Here is a 19,177-nt window from a genome sequence, read left to right on the forward strand (position 1 = left end):
ATGAACCGTACCGGCAGAACCGAGCTTAACGACCAGTTCGAGCTGTTTCTCCCCTATATTGCGGACATGCCGCTGCGCGACCAGCGCGAGATGATGGAGCGCCCCTTCTTCAGCCTTGCCAAGTCCAAGCGGGTAAAGCCGATCGATTACACATCGCCCGATGGCAAGGCATGGGTCCATGTGTCGGCCAATCCCGATTATGGCATGGCCACGATATGGGATGCTGACATCCTCATCTATTGCGCCTCCATTCTGGCCGACATGGCTCGACGCGGTGTCAACGATGTACCGCGCAAGTTGCACCTCATGCCCTATGACCTGCTGCGTGCCATTCATCGACCCACCACGGGGCGCGCCTACGAACTGCTGGGCCAGTCACTCGACCGGCTTGTCTCGACCACGATAAAGACGAACATCCGGGCGGAAAATCGCCGCGAAGCCACTTTCAGCTGGCTGGATGGCTGGACCCAACTTGTCGATGAGCGCACGGAGCGTTCTCGCGGCATGACGATAGAGCTTTCAAACTGGTTCTATGAGGGCGTGCTGATGCAGGGCGGCGTCCTGTCCATCGACCGCGCCTATTTCGACCTGACCGGCGGGCGCGAGCGTTGGCTGTACAAAGTTGCGCGCAAGCATGCGGGCGGGGCAGGGGAGGGGGGGTTTGCCATCTCCATGCCTACGCTGTTTGAAAAGTCCGGAGCGGAAGGCGCGTACCGCCGCTTCAAGTTCGAGATTGCCAAGATCGCCGAGCGCGACCCGTTGCCCGGCTATACGCTGCTGCTCGAACAGCCCGAGGGAAAGCGTGAACCCGCTCTCCGCATGCGTCGGCGGGCGGCGGATGCACAGCCGACCGCCGCGAAGCCGAGCGCGGCAGGGAAGAATAATGGCTCTGCCCTTGCAAATGCGACCACAGCTGAACCAGTTTCAGCCCGCTCCGCCTCAATCGATCAGACCGAGCCGCAATTCGATGCCCGCGATGTGATCCGCAGGACCGTAGTGGGACTATCGACCAAGGCGAGCGCCGGCGAACTTACCGACGCCACGCTCGCAACTCTGCGCGCTGAATGCCCGGGCTGGGACTATCAGTCGTTGCATCAAGACTTTCGCAACTGGCTGAACGGAGATTCCACGCGGACGCCCGTCAATTACCAGAAAGCATTCATCGGCTTTGTCCGTCGGTTTCACGAGAAGAACCGCCACCGTCTTTGACGGTCTCCACCGTCGGGCCATCCGCCATCTATTTGACGAGAACAGCGCCTTTATGCATCGGGCGTTCCCGAAGTGTCGGTTGCGGAGCTGTGCTGAAGGCGAAGTCAGAGACAGCCGCGTTCCGCGTAAAATTAATCCACAGCTTTTGAACGACATTCCCGAGCGCATTGGTTGAACTGATTCAACTGGCCCCACTCATTCCGTGCTTCAGGGCGACCTTCGACATTCCAGGAACGCTCCACGCACCTTCGGGAACAGATTCCCGACATATCAGGAACGGAGGTCACGACACTTCGGGAACGAAGATACGATCCTCCAGGAACGCCGCTTTGTGCGCGACTCGCGCATTCCAGCCGAATATTCGAGCCGTAAAATGCGTTAACTCCTTAACTTCCTAAGAAACCTTATAACCAGTGCGATCGTCATTTTGGAAAAAAGGAAGATGGAGGACAGACAAGCGGCTTTGTCTCCCTAAATCCCACGAGCCGACAGCAGATCGCCCGTCGCATGCTCGACTTGCGCGATCAACTTCGTCGCGCCTTGATGCGAAATGCCCAGAAGCCGCGCGACAGCCACTTTGCTTAGTCCCGGATAGGCAAGGCCAAGCCGCATCAGCAGCGGTGCTTTGCTCCGTTTCGTGACCTGCAACTCCTGCGGCAGTTTCCTCAGCCGTCCCTCGAGGCGATCTAGGTCGGCCAGACCCGCCTTGGCTTGCCGTTCGATCATCGCTGTCAGCTGCATCGTCAGGACGCCGACGTCAGCACCAGGGAAGCGAGGCATATCGACAAAAGACGGCAAACGCCGCAATGTCAGGCCCGCCGCTTCGAAGGCAGCCGGCAGATGCGCCGCCACGATCCAACCCAGATCCGATCGGCGGGGATCAAGGCGTAACTGCCGCCCATCGGCCGTTGTGAGCAATTGTCCGCCGCTGATGGGCGCCGCCAGACCCTCTCGCGCGGCGATAAACCGCTCCGCAACGCCTTCCAGGCTCGTGTTGGGGTAGGGGGCTTCGATCAGCGCCTGGACGGTCCGCCAGGCCGGTCCAAAGCGTATCAGGTCCTCTGGCGCCCATACTTCCGCTTCCTTGCGATCGTCCAGCAGCCGCCGCGATACGTTAAGCGTCGCCTTAGCGATGGGATCGCGGCTGCTTTCCGTCGCAGACAGGGCAAAATGGACCAGCGCCGCGATCGACAAGGGGTCATTCAACCCTTCGCTGTGGCGGGGTGGCGGCGTCCGCCCGCAAATCCAGTCCTGCAAGTCCTTGACCCCGATCGGGACGGAAGCGGCAGTCGCCAACGTGGCCGCGCCCTTGAGCCTCGCCCTAGCAAGCCAGATGTCGGCGGCAGGGCTGTTTGCAAGCCGTCCATCAAGGCGCCCGAGCAGTAGAAGTGCTTCACCGGCAGAGGAGGGAAAGTCCAGCATTCCCCTGCCTTAGCGCGTTATTGAATGTAACTAAACAGATAGGTTGGTTGTACCCTCTTTTTGTACGCGAGCGCTCTCTTGCCCTTGGGCTTAAAGCCCCGGAGGGGGCATACCGATCCAACGGTTGGCGGAATTCCAGTCCCGCTTGAAAGCAGAGGTCCGCCGCGCCATCTGTCCGGCGGTCAAATTTTAGTGGAGGGCATGAAAGACGCCATGACGAACCCGACCGACGTTGCTGCGGAAACCCGTTCCTTTGAGGCTGATGTAGCCAAATTGCTGCACATGATGGTGCATTCGGTCTATTCGGACAAGGATGTGTTCCTGCGCGAACTCATCTCCAACGCTGCCGATGCTTGCGAAAAGCTTCGCTATGAAAGCCTGAACGATCCCACGCTGACGGGCAGTGACAGCGCCAGGGTCACGGTCACCCTGGATCCTGATGCACGCCAGATCATCGTCGAGGATAATGGCATCGGCATGAGCGAGGCGGAACTGGTGGAGGCGCTTGGCACGATCGCGCGCTCGGGCACCAAAGCCTTCATGGATCGCATCGCGACGGCCAAGGAAGCGGAAGGGACACAGCTTATCGGCCAGTTCGGAGTCGGTTTCTATTCAGCCTTCATGGTCGCCGATCGCGTGGACGTATTTTCGCGCCGCGCGGGTTCCGATCAGGCCGCGCGCTGGTCTTCCGATGGCCTCGGCACCTATACCGTTCGGTCCGCTGATGCTGCGCAAGCGCCCCCACATGGCACTTGCGTGATCCTGCATCTTAAGGAGGATGCGTCCTCCTATACCGAACGCTACCGCACCCAGCAGCTCATCAGGGATCAGTCGGGCCATGTGCCGGTGCCGATCTTCCTCAAGGAAAAGCCCGATGCAGAAGCTGAGCAGATCGCGGACGGCGCGGCGCTCTGGACCAAGCCCAAGAGCGAGATCAGCGAAGAAGACTATACCGATTTCTATCGCAGCGTCGCGGGGCAGTTCGACCAGCCCGCGCTGACGCTGCATTATCGGGCGGAGGGGCTGCACGAATATGCGGTGCTGGCCTTCATCCCTGAAATGAAGCCTTTCGACCTGTTCGATCCCGACCGGACGGGCCGGATGAAGCTCTATGTGCGCCGCGTTTTCATCACCGACGAGGCCGAGATCCTGCCGCGTTACCTGCGCTTCGTTCGCGGCCTCGTCGATTCCAGCGATTTGCCGCTCAACGTCTCGCGTGAGATGATCCAGCAGAGCCCCGTTCTGGCTGCCATCCAGAAGGGGGTGAGCAACCGCGTTCTTACCGAACTGGAAAAGTTGTCCGCCAAGGACGGCGATGCTTATATCAAATTCTGGGATAATTTCGGCGCCGTGTTGAAGGAGGGGCTGTACGAAGATTATGCCCGGCGGGAGCAATTGCTCGGCCTCGCGCGCTTCAAATCGACCGTGTCTGGAGAAGGTTGGCGCTCGCTCAAGGACTATGCCGAGGGGATGAAGGAGAACCAGACGGCAATCTATTATGCCACCGGTTCCGATCTGGACCGCCTCGCCTCTTCTCCACAACTCGAAGGTTTCCGTGCCCGTGGCATCGAGGTTCTTCTGCTGACCGATCAGGTGGACAGCTTCTGGGTCACCGCCGGCGTCGATTATGACGGCAAGCCGTTCAAATCAGTGACGCAGGGCCTTATCGACCTTAGCCTGATCCCGCCTGCCGAAGGAGAAACGGCCCCGCCTGCCGCGTCGGAAGAGGTCAGCGATTTCATTGCCTTCGCCAAGGGTTTGCTGAAGGACGAAGTGTCCGACGTCCGCGCTTCGGAGCGTTTGACCGAAAGCCCTGTCTGCCTTGTCGCGGCGGAACATGGCATGGACAGACAGCTGGAAAAGCTGCTGGCGGCTACTGGGCGCGGAGGCGGGGCAGCGGCTCCCGTGCTGGAACTCAACCCCCGGCACGGCCTTATCGCGAAGCTGAGCGAGTTGCGGGATGATCCTGCATTGCGCGAGGATGCCGCCCGGCTGCTGCTGGATGAAGCCCGCATTGCTGATGGAGAATTGCCCGCCGATCCGCGCGCCTTTGCGGAAAGACTTGGCCGGATCATGGCCAAGGCGCTTGGGCGATGAATGACGTGCTGGCCCGGTCCGCCGGGCCAGCACGTCTCGGACGCCATTTCAGGCAAGCGTCACGAAAATTTCAGCCTCGATAACCCAGTCCGCGCCGATCTTGCGCCATTTCGCGCTATAGGCTCCCGACGCGACCGGCGATGCCATTCCGGCCGACACGCCCGCCCATTCCCCCTGTTCAAGGGCGATCGGCTCGACGGGGGAGGGGAGAATGCTGGTCGGCGTGCGGGTGTAGATGGTGTGGTCGGGCGCTGCAAATTCCCGCTTCCAGGCCAGCAGTTGCGCCTTCCGACCGGAAATCACCGCGCTGTCGCTGCCCGTGACAAGGATCGCGTCCCGCGCCAGCAGGGGACCGATGGCGTTCAAGTCGCATTCGGCCAGCGCGCGATTGAATGTTGCCCGGCGCAGGCGGATGGCGAGGTCGGTCGATTGGGTCACGGAATATTCCAGGGTTGAAGGCCGACAGATTCGGTCCGGTCGAAGATAATATGCTGCTGATATGCCGCGCTCCTGCGTCGGCCGCAACAAAGCTGCGGGAGCGGCTGGCCGCCGTCATCTCCCCTCGCTCCGGCGCGGCTAATGCAGGACTCGCGCCACGCTGGGAACGCACCCCCGCCCGGTCCGTTAGCTGCGAGGAACGCAGCATAGGAGGACCGATCATGGATGTCCGGCGTGCCAGTATTGGCCTTGGTCTATTTTCGATTGCCATTGGCGTGGCGGAAATCGCCGCCACGCGTCGCATCGCGCGTGCGCTTGGTAACGATCATCGCGCAGGGCGTGCGACATTGCGGGCCTTTGGCGCGCGGGAAATGCTGGCGGGCGCAGGCATCCTTGCCGCTCCCGCCCATTCGACACTGGTCTGGAACCGGGTAGCGGGCGATGCGATGGATCTCGCTGCCCTTGGCCTTGCCGCCCGTAATGCCCCACGCCGCCGCGCCATATGGGGGGCGATTGCCTTTGTGGCTGGCGCAACGATCATTGATGCGCTGGTCGCCCGGGCGCTCGACCGGAAAACCGGCAGCGCTTTCCCCGTTCGCCGCACCCTCGGATCGCGAAGAGACGGCGCGTGGCATGACGCAGCGGCTATGCAGGATCGTCATCCCACGACGATCGAGCCTGAAGGCATGCCCTATGTCCAAGCGCCGGAAATCACCCGGCACTGAGCGTCTATCAGGCATCGCACGCTTACTCTCAAGCAAGGCAGGCCGATATGCCCGCCTCGACCGCCATGCAACTGTCGGCGATGGCAAGGCGTTATCCCCGGATGAAAAGCGATGCGGCACGTTACTTCAGGGTCATGAAACGCAATGGATTTTGCGATTTTGACCCATATGGTAACGGCCGCGCTGAAGGAGATGCGGCTGAATGAGCGAAATTGTCGATCGCATTTCAACGGGTAACGGGGGGCTGAACTCCATATTGGGCGGGGGACTGCCCGCAAAACGTCTATATCTGGTCGAGGGCGCGCCGGGTTCGGGCAAGACGACCCTGGCTCTCCAGTTCCTGCTGGAAGGCGTCAAGGCCGGTGAGCCGGTCCTCTATGTCACGCTGTCGGAAACCAGTGAAGAATTGTCGGTCGTCGCAGCCTCGCACGGATGGAATCTCGCTGGGGTGAACCTGTTCGAGCTTGCCTCCGCAGACTCGGTGCTGGGCATGGGCCGCGATCAATCCATCCTGCATAGCTGGGAAATGGAACTCGGCGGGATTATCGACCTGATCCGCGAGGAAGTGGGACGCGTGAAGCCCAAGCGGATCGTGTTCGACAGCCTGTCCGAATTGCGACTGCTGGCGCAGGATCCGCTGCGCTATCGGCGGCAACTGCTGTTCCTGAAACAGTTTTTCGCGCGGATCGACACAACCGTCCTGCTGGTCGATGACCTGACAGGCGGTTCCGGCATTCGCGACAATCATCTGCATAGCCTGTGCCACGGCGTCATAACGCTGGAGCGGCTGACTCTGGATTTCGGCGCGGCGCGGCGGCGGATGCAGATTCAGAAGATGCGCGGCGTCGCATTCGTCGCAGGCTATCATGACATGATCATCCGCAAGGGCGGCATCGATATCTTCCCCCGGCTTGTGGCGGAGCGCAGCCTATCGGCCTTTATGGGGGAGCCGGTTCCCAGCAGGATCCCGGAACTGGACGCGATATTGGGCGGAGGGCCGACACGCGGCACCAGCACCCTTATCACTGGTCCGGCCGGATCGGGAAAGACGACGCTCGCGCTGCAATATCTGATCGCAGCCTGTGAACGGGGCGAAAATGTCGTCATCTATCAGTTTGACGAGCGCATCGGCACGCTGATCGGGCGCGCGCAGCAGTTGGGCATCGATCTTCAGGCCCTTATGGACGAAGGCCGCATGGTGATCCGGCAGATCGATCCTGCCGAAATCGCACCGGGCGAATTTGCGTCCATGGTGCGTAATGAGGTGGAAGGACGCGGCGTCCGCATGATCCTGATCGACAGCCTCAACGGCTATGTCGCCGCTATGCAGGAGGAACAGCAGTTGATCCTGCAACTGCATGAATTGCTATCGTACCTGAGCCACCGTGGCGTCCTCACCCTGCTGGTAAATCCGCAACAGGGATTTTTCGGCACGATGAGCACGAATGGTCTCAACGTGTCCTACATTGCCGACGTCGTCATCATGCTGCGTTTCTTTGAAGCGGGGGGACGCATCCGCAAGGCTTTGTCGGTGGTCAAGAATCGCAGCGGCGCCCATGAGGATGCCATTCGCGAATTACGCATCGATGCGCAGGGCATTCGCGTCGGCGCGCCACTTTCCGATTTCAGGGGGGTGTTGACCGGAACGCCGGAATATCTTGGCTCGACGACGCCGCTGATGGAGGACCGGCCGAGCCGTGCATAAGGCGGCAACCGCAGGTCTCCGGGTCCTTGTCAGCGCACCCTATGGCAGCGACGCGGAAAGCGCCGCCTTGCTGCTGCGCGGGGAAGGGCACCGGGTGCTCGTCTGCCCGACACTGATCGAAGTCGCGGAGGCGATCGACGAACAGGCGGGCGTCGTACTGGTCACTGAGGAGGCGCTGCTTGCCGACCTTGGGCCGCTCCACCGCGCGCTGGATGCGCAGCCTGCCTGGTCGGATGTGCCCTTCATCCTGCTGGCCGGTCGGCAGGCGGGCCGCATGGTGTCGAGCGAAGCTGTGCGGCGGCGGTTGCCCGACAATGCCTTGAGCGTGATCCTGCTGGAACGGCCGGTGAGCGGGGAATCGCTCGTCAGCGCGGTCGCTTCGGCGATGCGGGCGCGGCAAAAGCAATTGCAGATCCGCGATCAACTGGCCGCCCTGCATGCAGAACGCAGCCGGCTGAACGCGCTGCTTGAACATCTTCCCATCGGCGTCGCCTTCGTGGCGGGCGACGGGAGCACATTGCTGTCCAATCCGGCCTATCGCCGTTTTCTGCCAGGCGGCGAAATCCCGGCGCGCCTGCCCGATGCGGAGCACCAATGGGAGGGGTATGACGAAGACGGCCGCCGCATAACCCGTGACCGCTTCGTGGCGGTGCGGGCGCTGAAGGGTGAACGGGTAACAGGCGTGGAGTTCCTGCATCATCCTCCCAAGGGCGAACCTGTCTGGACGCGCGTGAGCGGCGTCCCGCTGCTCGATGGCGATGGTGCGGTGACCGGAGCCATTTCCGTGATTGTCGATATCGACGAACAGAAGCGCGGGCAGCAGGCGTTGACGCAAGCCGCGCAGCGGCTGGAGCAGGAGGTGGACGCCAGGACGCAAGAATTGCGCGAGGCGCTGGCACGGCTGAAGGCAGAAGGGGAAGAACGCGCCCGCGCCGAAGAAGCATTGCGCCAGGCGCAGAAGATGGAAGCGGTCGGCCAGTTGACCGGCGGCATTGCGCATGATTTCAACAATATGCTGACGGGCATCATCGGTGCCCTCGACATCATGAAGCGGCGCATCGCCAGCGGCCGCCTGGAGGATCTTGACCGGTTCATGGACGCGGCCAGCAGCTCCGCGCAGCGCGCGGCTGCGCTGACTGCGCGGTTGCTCGCCTTTTCGCGGCGGCAATCGCTGGACAGCAAGCCGACCGATATCTGCAACCTGCTTCATTCGCTGGAGGATCTGCTGCGCCGGACGATGAGCGAAACGATCGCGGTGGAGATTGTTTCGGACAAGCCACTGCCGCCTGCCCTTGTCGATGCCAACCAGCTGGAAAGCGCGATCATCAACCTGGCGATCAACGCCCGCGATGCGATGCCGGATGGCGGTCGGCTGACCCTATCTTGCCGGGAACAGGAGCTGGACGCCGCTTTTTGTCTGCAAAATCCCGGCGTAGCGCCGGGCCGCTACGTCGTGGTAGCCGTCTCCGATACGGGCGTCGGCATGGACGCCGCGACGCTCGATAAGGTGTTCGACCCGTTTTTCACGACCAAGCCGATCGGGCAGGGCACCGGCCTAGGGCTGTCGATGGTCTATGGCTTTGCGAAACAGTCGAACGGGCTTGTGCGCATCCATTCGACGCAGGGCACCGGCACTTCCGTCAAGCTCTTCCTGCCGGTGGCGCAGACGCAACCTGAAGTCGAGCCGGCGGAAAGCGCGCCCATACATCATGGCGACGGGCAATCGGTGATGCTGGTCGAAGATGATGAGTCCGTACGCTTGCTGGTGCGGGATGTGCTGGAAGAACTAGGCTACAAGACGACAGAGGCGGCCGATGGGCAGCAGGCGGTTCGCATATTGGAGTCCGGCCAGCGATTTGACCTGATGATTTCCGATGTCGGGCTGCCGGGAATGAATGGACGGCAACTGGCCGAGATCGCGCGCGAATATCTGCCGGACCTGCCCGTCCTGTTCGTGACTGGCTATGCCGAAAGCGCGACGGTGCGTGGTGGATTTCTGTCGCATAACATGCAGATGATCACCAAGCCGTTCCAGATAGAGAGCCTGGCCGCTCGCATCCGCGAGATGCTGGAAAGCTGAGTGCGGCGATTGGCCCGTCAGCGGTTTTGGTCGAGGAAATCGGCTACCGCGTTGACGTTGTGACCGACCCTATCGACCGCTTCTTCCAGCAGGCTTCGAGACGCCTGCAGGCGCTGGGACCAATATTGCACCTCCAGGTCCGAGGTCAGCGACACATGCTTGATATCGCGGGGGATGGGCGGCGCCCTGTCTTCATATGTGGGTCGAATGTCCAGGCTGGCCATGGCGATACACTTTCCTGCAGGTGACTCCTCTCATGGTAAGAGCGACTTTTGGAAAATGATGTTCCGGGCGGGCGCGGGGAAAGTTCATAACCTGCATTACTGACCACCATATTCATTGCTCTGCGATTGGCGGGAGCAGGAACCGGAAGGGGGTCTGGCGGGTCTGTGGCTGTGAGCAGGGAAGCCTTCCCTACGCTGAAACCATCTGCATCAGGAGAGCTTGCATGGCCCGGAAGATCGGTGAGGACAAAGGCGCGAAAAACGCCGCCCGCGAATTCGAAACCAGGACAGGGGCTGGCGGGGAACTGCACCAAGTCGCCGGTTCGTCTGGCGATGTGCTGACCACGCAGCAGGGCGTGCCCATCGCCGACGACCAGAACAGCCTGCGGGTCGGTGAACGTGGGCCGACGCTGCTGGAAGATTTCCACTTCCGCGAAAAGATCTTCCATTTCGACCATGAACGTATCCCCGAACGCGTCGTTCACGCGCGCGGCTTTGGCGTGCACGGCACCTTTACCCTGAACGAGAGCCTGGAAGAATTCACCACCGCCAAGGTGCTGACCGAAGTGGGCGAGCATACGCCCATGTTCGTTCGCTTCTCGACAGTCGCGGGTAGCAAGGGGTCGTTCGACCTGGCGCGCGACGTTCGGGGGTTTGCGGCCAAATTCTATACCAAGGAAGGCAATTGGGATATTGTCGGCAACAACATCCCCGTCTTCTTCATTCAGGACGCCATCAAGTTTCCCGACCTGATCCATGCGGCAAAGCCCACGCCCGATCGTGGATTTCCCCAGGCCCAGACAGCCCATGACAATTTTTGGGACTTCATCAGCCTGACGCCGGAATCGATGCACATGATCATGTGGGTCATGTCGGATCGTGCGATCCCGCGCTCCTTCCGCTTCATGGAAGGGTTCGGCGTCCACAGTTTTCGCCTGATCAATGCCGAAGGGAAGGGGACCTTCGTCAAATTCCACTTCAAGCCCAAGCAGGGCCTGCAGTCTGTGATGTGGAACGAGGCGGTGAAGATCAATGGCGCCGATCCCGATTTCCACCGCCGCGACCTGTGGGATGCGATAGACCTTGGCAGCCCGCCGGAATGGGACTTGGGCGTCCAGATTTTTGACGAGGATTTTGCTGACACGTTCGAATTCGATGTGCTTGATCCGACCAAGATCATCCCGGAGGAACAGGTGCCGGTGCGGATTATTGGCAGCTTCGTTCTCGACGCGCGGGTCGAAAATTTCTTCGCCGAAACGGAACAGGTCGCTTTCTGCACGCAAAATGTCGTTCCGGGCATCGGCTTTTCCAACGATCCGCTGCTTCAGGGACGCAATTTCTCCTATCTCGACACGCAATTGAAGCGGCTCGGGTCTCCCAACTTCACGCACATCCCGATCAACGCGCCGCGCGGCTGCCCCGTGCATAATTTCCAGCAGGATGGCCATATGGCGATGACCAATCCCAAGGGCCGGGTGAATTACGAGCCCAACAGCTGGGGCGGGCCGCGCGAATCCCCTGAACGCGGCTATCGCCATTTCGCTGCGGGCGAGGCGGGGCCGAAGCTGCAGATGCGCTCGCCCAGCTTCAACGATCATTATAGTCAGGCACGCCAATTTTTCATTAGCCAGACGCCGATCGAACAGAAGCATATCGGCGACGCGCTGGTGTTCGAATTGTCGAAATGCGAACGGATCGACATCAGGCAGAGGATGGTGGCGCATCTGCGCAACATCGACGAAGGGCTGGCGACAATCGTTGCAGGCGGATTGGGTCTGCCGAAACTGCCAGATCCTGCGCCTGCCGCCGCCACGCCCCGCACCGACCTGCCGCCGTCAGACGCGCTCAGCATCGTTCGCAATGGCCCGGACAGCTTTACCGGCCGCAAGCTCGGTATCTTGGTCAGCGATGGCGCGCCGGCCGCATTGGTCAAGGCGCTGGTCACGGAAGTGAAGCAGCTGGGCGCGGTCTATGAGATCATCGCCCCTAAGGTCGCTGGCGCGATGCTGGACGACGGTACGACCGTTGAGGGCAAGCAGAAAATCGACGGAGGGCCGTCCGTCCTTTACGATGCGATAGCGCTCGTCCTCTCGCCCGACGGTGCGGCGCAGTTGATGCAGGACAAGGCAGCGAAGGATTTCGTCAACGATGCCTATGCCCATTGCAAGTTCATCGCCTATGTCGATGACGCCCTGCCGCTGATCGACCGCGCGGGCATAAGCGAAGCGGACATGGATGAAGGGCTGGTCCGGCTGGAAGGGCCGGACGATGTCGCCCCGTTCCTGGCGCTATGCGGGCAACTGCGGCTGTGGGATCGTGAAATGAAGGTTGATCTCGACGCCGCAGGCTTCCTGGCGGGTAAGAACAAGCCGAATAACAAATAGGCCAAATTGCTGAAGCGAGGCTTAACGGGCGCAAATCCTGTCGGCCTGATGCCTCGCTTCGCCGCGATGTTCCGGCCAGCCCAACATGGGTAAATAAAGGCTGAGCTGGGTCAGTTATGATGGTTGTGAGGGGGGCGTCCAGGAGGAGGAGCCCATGTCTGGCCAGTTCGCCGTCAGCGAATCGCATTGCCATTTCCGCCCACATCAATTCCTGGCGCGCGAGGATGAACAGCCTGAAGCGATCTTCCAGATCGATGAAGGCTGGGCTTGTCGGTACAGGCTTTTGCCGGACGGACGCAGGCAGATCACCGGGCTTTTTCTGCCGGGGGATATTTGTGAGCCGCACTGGGCACTGGGCACGCGTCCAACGCAGCCGATCGTGGCGTTGACTAATGTCCGCGCGACTTGCCTACCCTGCTCAGCCCATGGCGGGTTGCCCAGGGAAAGCGAGCGGGCCTGTTGGAAAAATCTGACCGATATTATTGAACGCCAGGCCAACTGGCTGGTGACTTTGGGGCGAAAGACTGCGCTGGAACGGCTTGCCCATCTGTTGCTCGAATTGTTCGAGCGTATGCACGCGTCTGGCCTCAGCTATGGCCAGCAATGCGCCATGCCGCTCACGCAGATGGAGATTGCCGACATGACCGGCCTGACCCCTGTGCATGTGAACCGGACGTTGCAGGCGATGCGGTCCCGCGGCCTGGTGGAACTGCAATCCAAATGGCTGCGCATTCCCGACCTCGCAGCGCTGCGCGACGCGGCGGGACTTTCGTCGAGGCAGACGATCGCCTGACGCGTGTCCTCGTTGATGGCTGAGACGTAGCGGCCGGGACAGGTCGAGCCTAATGTCGGTCAGGCTGTTTGACCTTGCGGCGGACAGGCATGGCGCTATGAAGAGCGCGCTGGGTCGCGCCTAGGGGGCTCGCACGGACACATCCGGCGAGGCGGGGGGAAAAGCCTTGATCTCTGTAGAGAAAATCGGTCGCATGTTGGCCGGACTGACTGTTCTGGGCCTGTCGTCCATGCTGTCCGCGCAGGGCGGCGGCGGTCGGCCGTTGTTGCAGGACAGTTTTCGCATCGGCAGTGGCGGCGGCGCCCTGTGCCAGGCGCAAAGCGCCAATGGCGATTCTGCCGCCCGCACCATGTTCGACCGCGCATGGTCGGTCGTCTGCCGTGACGCCGCGCTTCCCGTAGGCCAGATTTATGCGTTGCGCCGGGATGGTGAGGGAGGCGAAGACGCCTTGCTGGAAAGGCTGGCTGCCTCCCGCGGCGCAGCGGTCAATTGCAGCGCGCCCGGCGGCGTGACCCTGCCCGATGTCGGTCCTGCAACCGTCCGCAACTGCAACGGGGCGGCGGGGGTCTATCGCATCATGACGGTGCCGCGCGGCCAGACAGTTTATGCGGCGCAAGGGTACGCGCCCTATGCCAGCGCGCTCGACCTTGGGCTGCGGACCGTGATGCTGGGACGGACCGTGCCCGGCACGCTGGACATCGTCAGCACGGGCAGCGGCAATGGCGCAGCCTTCGCGCGAATGCAGGCGGCCGCGCTCGATCCGCAGACGGTGTTGGCGGAAGGGTATCGCCGCAACGCTTCGGGCAATTATGCCGAGGCCGCGGAATTTTTCGACAGCTTGGCCGACCGGCTCGCGCGCGATCCCGACGCCAGCGCGCTCAGCCCCGCCGAGCGCGCGAACCGGGCGCATGAATATCTGGTCAACCATGGGCTGCAATTGTCCAACCTTGGCCTGTTCGATCAGGCCGCCGCCGCCTTTGCGCAGGCGCGGGCGATCCCAACCGCCGATGCCGTCCAGCTTCGCCTGCGCCGCAATTTTGAGGCGGTCCACCACCTCAACCAGCAGGATCTGCCAGGTGCGCTTGGCCTGCTCGACCGGGCGGTGAAGGGGGACGCGGCGATCGCCATCGCTGGCGACGGTGGTGTGACGCTGCCCACTGAAGTCGCTGTGGAAATGAACAGCGCAGCGCCTGAAGCGCGGGCGCTGGGCGTGCGACAGGATGTGAAGCTGACCCCCGGTGAACGCGCCGCGATTTTGGATGCGCAGGCGCAGCAGTTGCGCGGCACGGTCCTGCGTTTGTCGGGCAAGCCACGCGAAGCGCGCGCCGTGCTGGTCCAAGCGCTTGCCGATGCACAACGGATACGCGACGGACGCGTGACATCTATCACCCGTCTGCGCGCGCAGTTGCTGGGCGAGATCGCGCTGACCCACGAGGCGCAAGGCGATTTCGGCGCAGCGGAAGGGCAGCTCCACGAGGCCGTCAACCTGATCGCCGCTCAATATCCCGAAACGCTGGCGCTTAACGGTGCGCGTGCGCGGTTGGGCGCATTCCTGGTACGGCGCGGACGGTCCGAAGAGGCGCTGGAAACCTATCGTTCGATCATGGCGTCCACGGCGGCGAGCCGGGGCACGTTGACGGCGATGGCGAACCAGCTTCAGCCCTATTTTACGCTGCTCGCGGCAGAAATGCCCCGCCGGCCGGAACTGGCGGCGGATATGTTCGAGGCGTCCCAACTGCTGGTCCGGCCCGGTGCGGCCGAGACGCTGGAACTGCTGAGCCGTGAATTGTCCGCAGGCGACGGCGAAGCGGCGCGGCTCTTCCGCCAGTCTGTGTCCCTGTCCCGCGATGTGGAGCGCGGCCGCATCGCGCTGGCGCAGCTGCGGGATACCGGAAAGGGCGACAGTACAACGAGGGACGATATCGCCCGGCGGCAAGCTGACATCGACGCTCTCGCCCGCGACCAGGCGGCAACCCTCAACGCGCTTGCCGCCTATCCGCAATATCGTGCCGTCAGTCCGCAGGCGCTGACGCTCGGCGAGATGCGCGCGACCCTCAAAGCTGGAGAGGGCTATTACAAGCTCGCGCAGCTGGGTGACGCGCTTTATGCGCTATGGATCGACGGGCAGGGCGCGACCGGATTCCGCCTGATCCCCAGCGCGAGCGATTTGGCGCGCAAGGTGGCGGCGTTGCGCGAGACGATCTCCATCGAGGTCGGCGGCGTGCAGACCACCTATGCGCTGGACCTGCCGGTGGCGCGCAGCCTCTATCTCGACCTATTCGGCCCCGTCGATGAACGGCTCAAGGGCGTGGACCACCTGATTTTCGAACCTGATGGCGCGATGCTGCAACTGCCGGTCAATCTGCTGGTGACGAGCCAGCCCGGCGTTGATGCCTATCAGGCGCGGATCGCAAAGGGCGAGGACGAGTTCGATTTCCGTGGCGTCGATTGGCTGGGGCGCGACCATGCGGTGAGCACGGCGCTTTCGGCCCGCGCTTTTCGCGACGCGCGGCTGACGGCGCCATCGGGCGCACCGCAAAGCTATATCGGCTTTGGCGACAATGCCCCGCTCGCCGGCCCGAAGCTGGCTGCGCAGACGCGGGGCGCCCTGCTGAACGACAGCGATGATTGCGGCTGGTCGCCCGCCCAATGGAACCGTCCGATTCCTGCAACGGAACTGCGGCGGGCAGCGCAGTCGATTGGCGGGCAGGGCAGCGAACTGGTGACCGGCGGGGACTTTACCGATCAGGCGGTCATGGCGCGCGGCGATCTGGACCATTTCCGCATCCTGCATTTCGCCACGCACGGCCTGGTAACGCCGCCGCGCGCGGGATGTTCGGCACGGCCGGCGCTGCTCACCAGCTTTGGCCCAGGCGGAGCGTCGGATGGGCTGTTGCAGTTCGGGGAGATTTTCGACCTGCGGCTGAACGCCGACCTGGTGGTGCTGTCGGCCTGCGACACGGCGGGCGCGGCGGGTGTTGAAACCACGCGGGCGGCGGGGTTATCCGGCGGGGGCGGTGCGCTCGATGGGCTGGTGCGCGCCTTTATCGGCGCGGGCAGCCGATCGGTCATCGCCAGCCATTGGCCCGCGCCAGAGGAATATCAGGCGACCGAAAGGCTGATGAGCGGACTGTTCGCGGCCACGCCCGACGAGCCGGTGGGTGAAGCGTTGCGCGCCGCGCAGATCAGGCTGATGGACGAAGCGGATACATCGCATCCCTTTTACTGGTCGGGTTTTGCGATTATCGGCGATGGCGCGCGTCCGTTGATCACCCGGCGCTGACCGTGGTGATTGTGCGGGGCTTGCTGCGCCGGGGCGCGCGCGTGGTGCAGGACGCCGGACGTTGGCGGCTGGTTGGCACGGCGCTGCTGCTCGTGGTGGCCCTGTTTGTTGCAGGGTGGGACTGGTCCCGTCCGCTGGGCGGCGCGGGATCGCAGCGGGAGATACCGACAGCCGACGCAGAGCGTGGCCTTTATGACTGGCGGGCGGCGGCCTTCGCGCCGCGCGTCGAGCAGGACCAGCGTGTGCTGATGGTCGTCTATGATGATCAAACGTTGATTGCGACGCGCAAGCGCTCTCCTCTCGACAGAGGCCTATTGGCCCGCACGTTGCGAAATCTGGATGGCATGGGCGCAAAGTCCATCGGCATCGACATATTGTTCGATCAGCCGCAGGATGAGGATGCGCAATTGCTCGCCGCCCTTCGTTCGATGCGGACGCCGGTATGGCTGGGCTATGCCAATTTCGGCGACAATCGCGAACAGATCATTTTCGAGCAGCAGCAATATCTGGATCGTTTTTTGGCGCAGGCCCGAACTGACCGGGTAAGGCCGGCGAGCATCCGGTTGGAAACCGACGCTGACAATGTCGCGCGCAGCTGGCCGCGTCCGACGCCGGGGCAGCCGTCGCTATTGTCGCTGGCGATGCAGCCTTCGCCGCTGTTCAATGACTATCGGGGCGCGATCCGGTTCCGCAAGCCGCTGCGCCAGGCGGACGGGTCGGAAACGCCGGTGATCCCCAGCCTTCAGATCGACCTGATCGCGGACCCGGCGATGGCGAGCGCGCTGGCCCCGATGGTGGACGGGCGGCATGTGCTGATCGGCGGCGACATCGTCGATATCGACCAGTTCGAAACCCCGCTGTCGGGCAGGCAGGCCAAATCGACGATGATCGGGTTGGAAGTGCATGCGACGATGCTGGCGCAGTTGCTGGACGGGGCGCGGTTGCCCGCCGTGCCGGGCTGGACGATGTGGGGCGCGGCGGCGCTGGTCGTGCTGGCCGCGGGCCTCACCAGCCTTGCCGAACTGCGCTGGTTCTGGCTGGCCCCTGCGCTTGGGGTGCAGGCCGGGGCGATTATCGGTTTGCCGCTGTGGCTGCAGGCCAGCGGATGGGATACGAAGGGTTTGCCCGCCGCCGGGTGGGGGCTGGGCTGGGTCATCGCCTTTGCCGCTGTGAGCGCAGCGGCGCGCGCTGTTACATCGCAGCAACGCCGCTTCGCGCAGTCCGCGCTGGGCAAATATCTGCCGCGCGACATTGCCGCACAAATCTTGGCGGAACCCGAAAAGCTGGCGCTGCACGGGGAAAAGCGGCCGATCTACACGTTGTTCACCGATCTGGAAGGCTTCACAAAGCTGAGCCACGCCATCGCGCCGGAAATGGTGGCGCAACTGCTCAACCGCTATCTCGACATGTTGAGCGACGTCGTATTGGCGCATGGCGGGACGATCGACAAGTTCGTGGGCGATGCCGTCGTAGCCTTCTGGGGTGCGCCGATCGCACGCGGCGATGACGGACGCAACGCGGCGCTGGCGGCCTATGCGATGTGGCAGGCAGGGGAGGCGTTTCGCCGCGATCTGCCGCCCGGCGTTCCCCCGATCGGGCGGACTCGCGTCGGATTGCATCATGGCGAAGCGATCGTCGGCAATTTCGGTGGCGAGGGGCGGATCCAATATACGGCGCTCGGCGACAGCATGAATACAGCCGCCCGGCTCGAATCGGCGAACAAGTCGCTGGAGACGTCCGTGTTGGCCTCGCGCGAGGCGATGGTGCTTTCCGGCCTCGACTGGTGGCGGCCGATGGGACGGGTGCGATTGCGTGGACGGGCGACGCCGGTCGATCTGTTCGAACCGGCGCCCGACTTTGCGGTCGAGGAACGCGTGGTGCTGACGCAGGCGCTTGCTGCCTTCGATATGGATGATGCCGACGCTCGCCGGGATGGGCTTGCGCAGTTGAGGGCAGTGGCGGATCGGCATCCTGAGGATGCGGCGCTCGCCAATCTGGTGTACCGCTATGAATATATCGGGGATGGAGGAATTTATGGTCTGGGCTAAACGGGCGGCGGCCCTTTGCGCTGTGGCAGTGATGGGCGCGGCGGCGCCCGCGCTTGCTGATACTTTGGTGGTGCGCGCTTCGGGCCCTTCGGCGCGAAGCTATCTGCCCGGCGCCAAGCTCGCGGATGGCGGATCGCTGTTGCTGAAGGCCGGGGATGTGGTGACGCTGCTGGATGCGAAGGGCACGCGGACGTTGCGCGGGCCCGGCCGCTTTGGCGTGACGGCGACAGCGAGTGCTGCGCCCGCCAGCAATGTGACGCTGGCGGCGCTGCTCGATACCAAGCGGGTGCGGCGGGCGCGGACCGGGGCCGTGCGCGGCACCGTGAGTGATGCCCCTGCCGTTGCGAAGCGGCCCAATCTGTGGCTGGTCGATATCGTGCAGCCCGGCGCGCTGTGCGTGGCTGATCCGGCTGCTGTTCGCCTGTGGCGCGCCGACGCCTCCAAGCCGCTGAACGTGCGCATCATCGGTAGCGGGACGCAGGCGGCGGCGAGCTTTGCGGCAGGCGAGGCGATGGCGGCATGGCCCGCCACACTGCCGGTGAAGGACGGCGCGGCCTATCGCGTCGAAACGGGCGGGCGGTCCACCGAAATACGATTTGCGCTGCTGGATGTGGCAGATGTCGGGCTGGACGGCACCGCCTCGGCGCTGATCGCGAACGGATGCCAGGCGCAGCTTGACCTGCTGGTCGATACCGCATCGCGCTAAGATAGTTGATAGCCGGGCCGGGTAGGGGCAGGGCGCCCTGGCCCGACGGTCGCAGTGACGGGA

The 19,177-nt window shown here is 63.1% G+C and carries 14 protein-coding genes; 11 read left to right on the forward strand and 3 right to left on the reverse strand.

The genetic code is table 11. The features are described from left to right. Entirely contained in the window at positions 1-1,209 is a 1,209-nt protein-coding gene (locus K663_RS16560) for a replication initiator protein A (RefSeq protein WP_062121122.1), read from the forward strand. 471 nt (positions 1,210-1,680) lie between these two features. On the opposite strand, the gene K663_RS16565 is transcribed toward K663_RS16560, so the two are convergent. Then, a complete protein-coding gene (locus K663_RS16565; RefSeq protein ID WP_062121124.1) occupies positions 1,681-2,631 on the reverse strand; it encodes a hypothetical protein in 951 nt (316 codons plus the stop codon). A gap of 213 nt (positions 2,632-2,844) precedes the next feature. On the opposite strand from K663_RS16565, the gene htpG reads away from it, so the two are divergent. Next, the gene (htpG, locus tag K663_RS16570; protein ID WP_062121632.1) at positions 2,845-4,728 is read left to right on the forward strand and encodes a molecular chaperone HtpG; all 1,884 of its coding nucleotides are present in this window, start codon (positions 2,845-2,847) and stop codon (positions 4,726-4,728) included. A 48-nt stretch (positions 4,729-4,776) separates the two neighbouring features. Here the strand turns inward: htpG and K663_RS16575 are convergent, their stop codons facing one another. Next, positions 4,777-5,166, reverse strand: coding sequence for a nuclear transport factor 2 family protein (locus K663_RS16575; RefSeq protein ID WP_062121125.1), 390 nt, complete (start codon positions 5,164-5,166; stop codon positions 4,777-4,779). A gap of 221 nt (positions 5,167-5,387) precedes the next feature. On the opposite strand from K663_RS16575, the gene K663_RS16580 reads away from it, so the two are divergent. The 4 genes from K663_RS16580 to K663_RS16590 are packed head-to-tail and all read left to right on the forward strand — an operon-like array spanning position 5,388 to position 9,676. Next, positions 5,388-5,891 carry a hypothetical protein gene (locus tag K663_RS16580; RefSeq protein ID WP_062121633.1) on the forward strand — a complete coding sequence of 168 codons (504 nt, stop codon included), beginning with the start codon at positions 5,388-5,390 and terminating at the stop codon, positions 5,889-5,891. Positions 5,892-5,938: 47 nt separating this feature from the next. Then, positions 5,939-6,097, forward strand: coding sequence for a hypothetical protein (locus tag K663_RS24395; RefSeq protein ID WP_158511205.1), 159 nt, complete (start codon positions 5,939-5,941; stop codon positions 6,095-6,097). Further along, positions 6,094-7,596, forward strand: a complete 1,503-nt coding sequence (locus K663_RS16585; protein WP_062121127.1) for an ATPase domain-containing protein — start codon at positions 6,094-6,096, stop codon at positions 7,594-7,596. The genes K663_RS24395 and K663_RS16585 overlap by 4 nt, the downstream gene beginning before the upstream one ends. Then, positions 7,589-9,676, forward strand: a complete 2,088-nt coding sequence (locus K663_RS16590) for a response regulator (protein WP_062121129.1) — start codon at positions 7,589-7,591, stop codon at positions 9,674-9,676. Before K663_RS16585 ends, K663_RS16590 begins: the two co-directional genes overlap by 8 nt. Before the next feature lie 17 nt (positions 9,677-9,693). Here K663_RS16590 and K663_RS16595 read toward each other — a convergent pair whose 3' ends face one another. Next, positions 9,694-9,900 (reverse strand): DUF3606 domain-containing protein, encoded by a 207-nt coding sequence (locus tag K663_RS16595; protein WP_062121130.1) that lies wholly within the window; start codon positions 9,898-9,900, stop codon positions 9,694-9,696. Between the two features lie 224 nt (positions 9,901-10,124). On the opposite strand from K663_RS16595, the gene K663_RS16600 reads away from it, so the two are divergent. From K663_RS16600 to K663_RS16620, 5 genes are all read left to right on the forward strand, one after another. Then, on the forward strand, positions 10,125-12,284 hold the full coding sequence (locus K663_RS16600) for a catalase (RefSeq protein ID WP_062121132.1): 2,160 nt from the start codon (positions 10,125-10,127) through the stop codon (positions 12,282-12,284). A 154-nt stretch (positions 12,285-12,438) separates the two neighbouring features. After that, positions 12,439-13,077, forward strand: a complete 639-nt coding sequence (locus K663_RS16605; protein WP_062121134.1) for a Crp/Fnr family transcriptional regulator — start codon at positions 12,439-12,441, stop codon at positions 13,075-13,077. 193 nt (positions 13,078-13,270) lie between these two features. Then, positions 13,271-16,360: a CHAT domain-containing protein gene (locus tag K663_RS16610; protein WP_235589592.1), complete on the forward strand. Its 3,090-nt coding sequence runs from the start codon at positions 13,271-13,273 to the stop codon at positions 16,358-16,360. Positions 16,361-16,365: 5 nt separating this feature from the next. Beyond that, a complete protein-coding gene (locus K663_RS16615; protein ID WP_062121635.1) occupies positions 16,366-18,408 on the forward strand; it encodes an adenylate/guanylate cyclase domain-containing protein in 2,043 nt (680 codons plus the stop codon). Continuing rightward, complete coding sequence (locus tag K663_RS16620; RefSeq protein ID WP_062121136.1) at positions 18,395-19,114, forward strand: hypothetical protein; 720 nt, start codon at positions 18,395-18,397, stop codon at positions 19,112-19,114. Before K663_RS16615 ends, K663_RS16620 begins: the two co-directional genes overlap by 14 nt. Positions 19,115-19,177: the final 63 nt, after the last annotated feature.

It is taken from the genome of Sphingobium sp. MI1205, assembly GCF_001563285.1.
In the GTDB taxonomy this organism is placed as follows: Bacteria; Pseudomonadota; Alphaproteobacteria; order Sphingomonadales; family Sphingomonadaceae; genus Sphingobium.

What these genes read in the sequence shown, in the direction of transcription:
- K663_RS16560 (WP_062121122.1), top strand. Translation starts at nt 1, where the DNA reads ATGAACCGTACCGGCAGAACCGAGCTTAACGACCAGTTCGAGCTGTTT.
- K663_RS16565 (WP_062121124.1), bottom strand. Translation starts at nt 2,631, where the DNA reads ATGCTGGACTTTCCCTCCTCTGCCGGTGAAGCACTTCTACTGCTCGGG.
- htpG (WP_062121632.1), top strand. Translation starts at nt 2,845, where the DNA reads ATGACGAACCCGACCGACGTTGCTGCGGAAACCCGTTCCTTTGAGGCT.
- K663_RS16580 (WP_062121633.1), top strand. Translation starts at nt 5,388, where the DNA reads ATGGATGTCCGGCGTGCCAGTATTGGCCTTGGTCTATTTTCGATTGCC.
- K663_RS24395 (WP_158511205.1), top strand. Translation starts at nt 5,939, where the DNA reads ATGCCCGCCTCGACCGCCATGCAACTGTCGGCGATGGCAAGGCGTTAT.
- K663_RS16585 (WP_062121127.1), top strand. Translation starts at nt 6,094, where the DNA reads ATGAGCGAAATTGTCGATCGCATTTCAACGGGTAACGGGGGGCTGAAC.
- K663_RS16595 (WP_062121130.1), bottom strand. Translation starts at nt 9,900, where the DNA reads ATGGCCAGCCTGGACATTCGACCCACATATGAAGACAGGGCGCCGCCC.
- K663_RS16600 (WP_062121132.1), top strand. Translation starts at nt 10,125, where the DNA reads ATGGCCCGGAAGATCGGTGAGGACAAAGGCGCGAAAAACGCCGCCCGC.
- K663_RS16605 (WP_062121134.1), top strand. Translation starts at nt 12,439, where the DNA reads ATGTCTGGCCAGTTCGCCGTCAGCGAATCGCATTGCCATTTCCGCCCA.
- K663_RS16610 (WP_235589592.1), top strand. Translation starts at nt 13,271, where the DNA reads ATGTTGGCCGGACTGACTGTTCTGGGCCTGTCGTCCATGCTGTCCGCG.
- K663_RS16620 (WP_062121136.1), top strand. Translation starts at nt 18,395, where the DNA reads ATGGTCTGGGCTAAACGGGCGGCGGCCCTTTGCGCTGTGGCAGTGATG.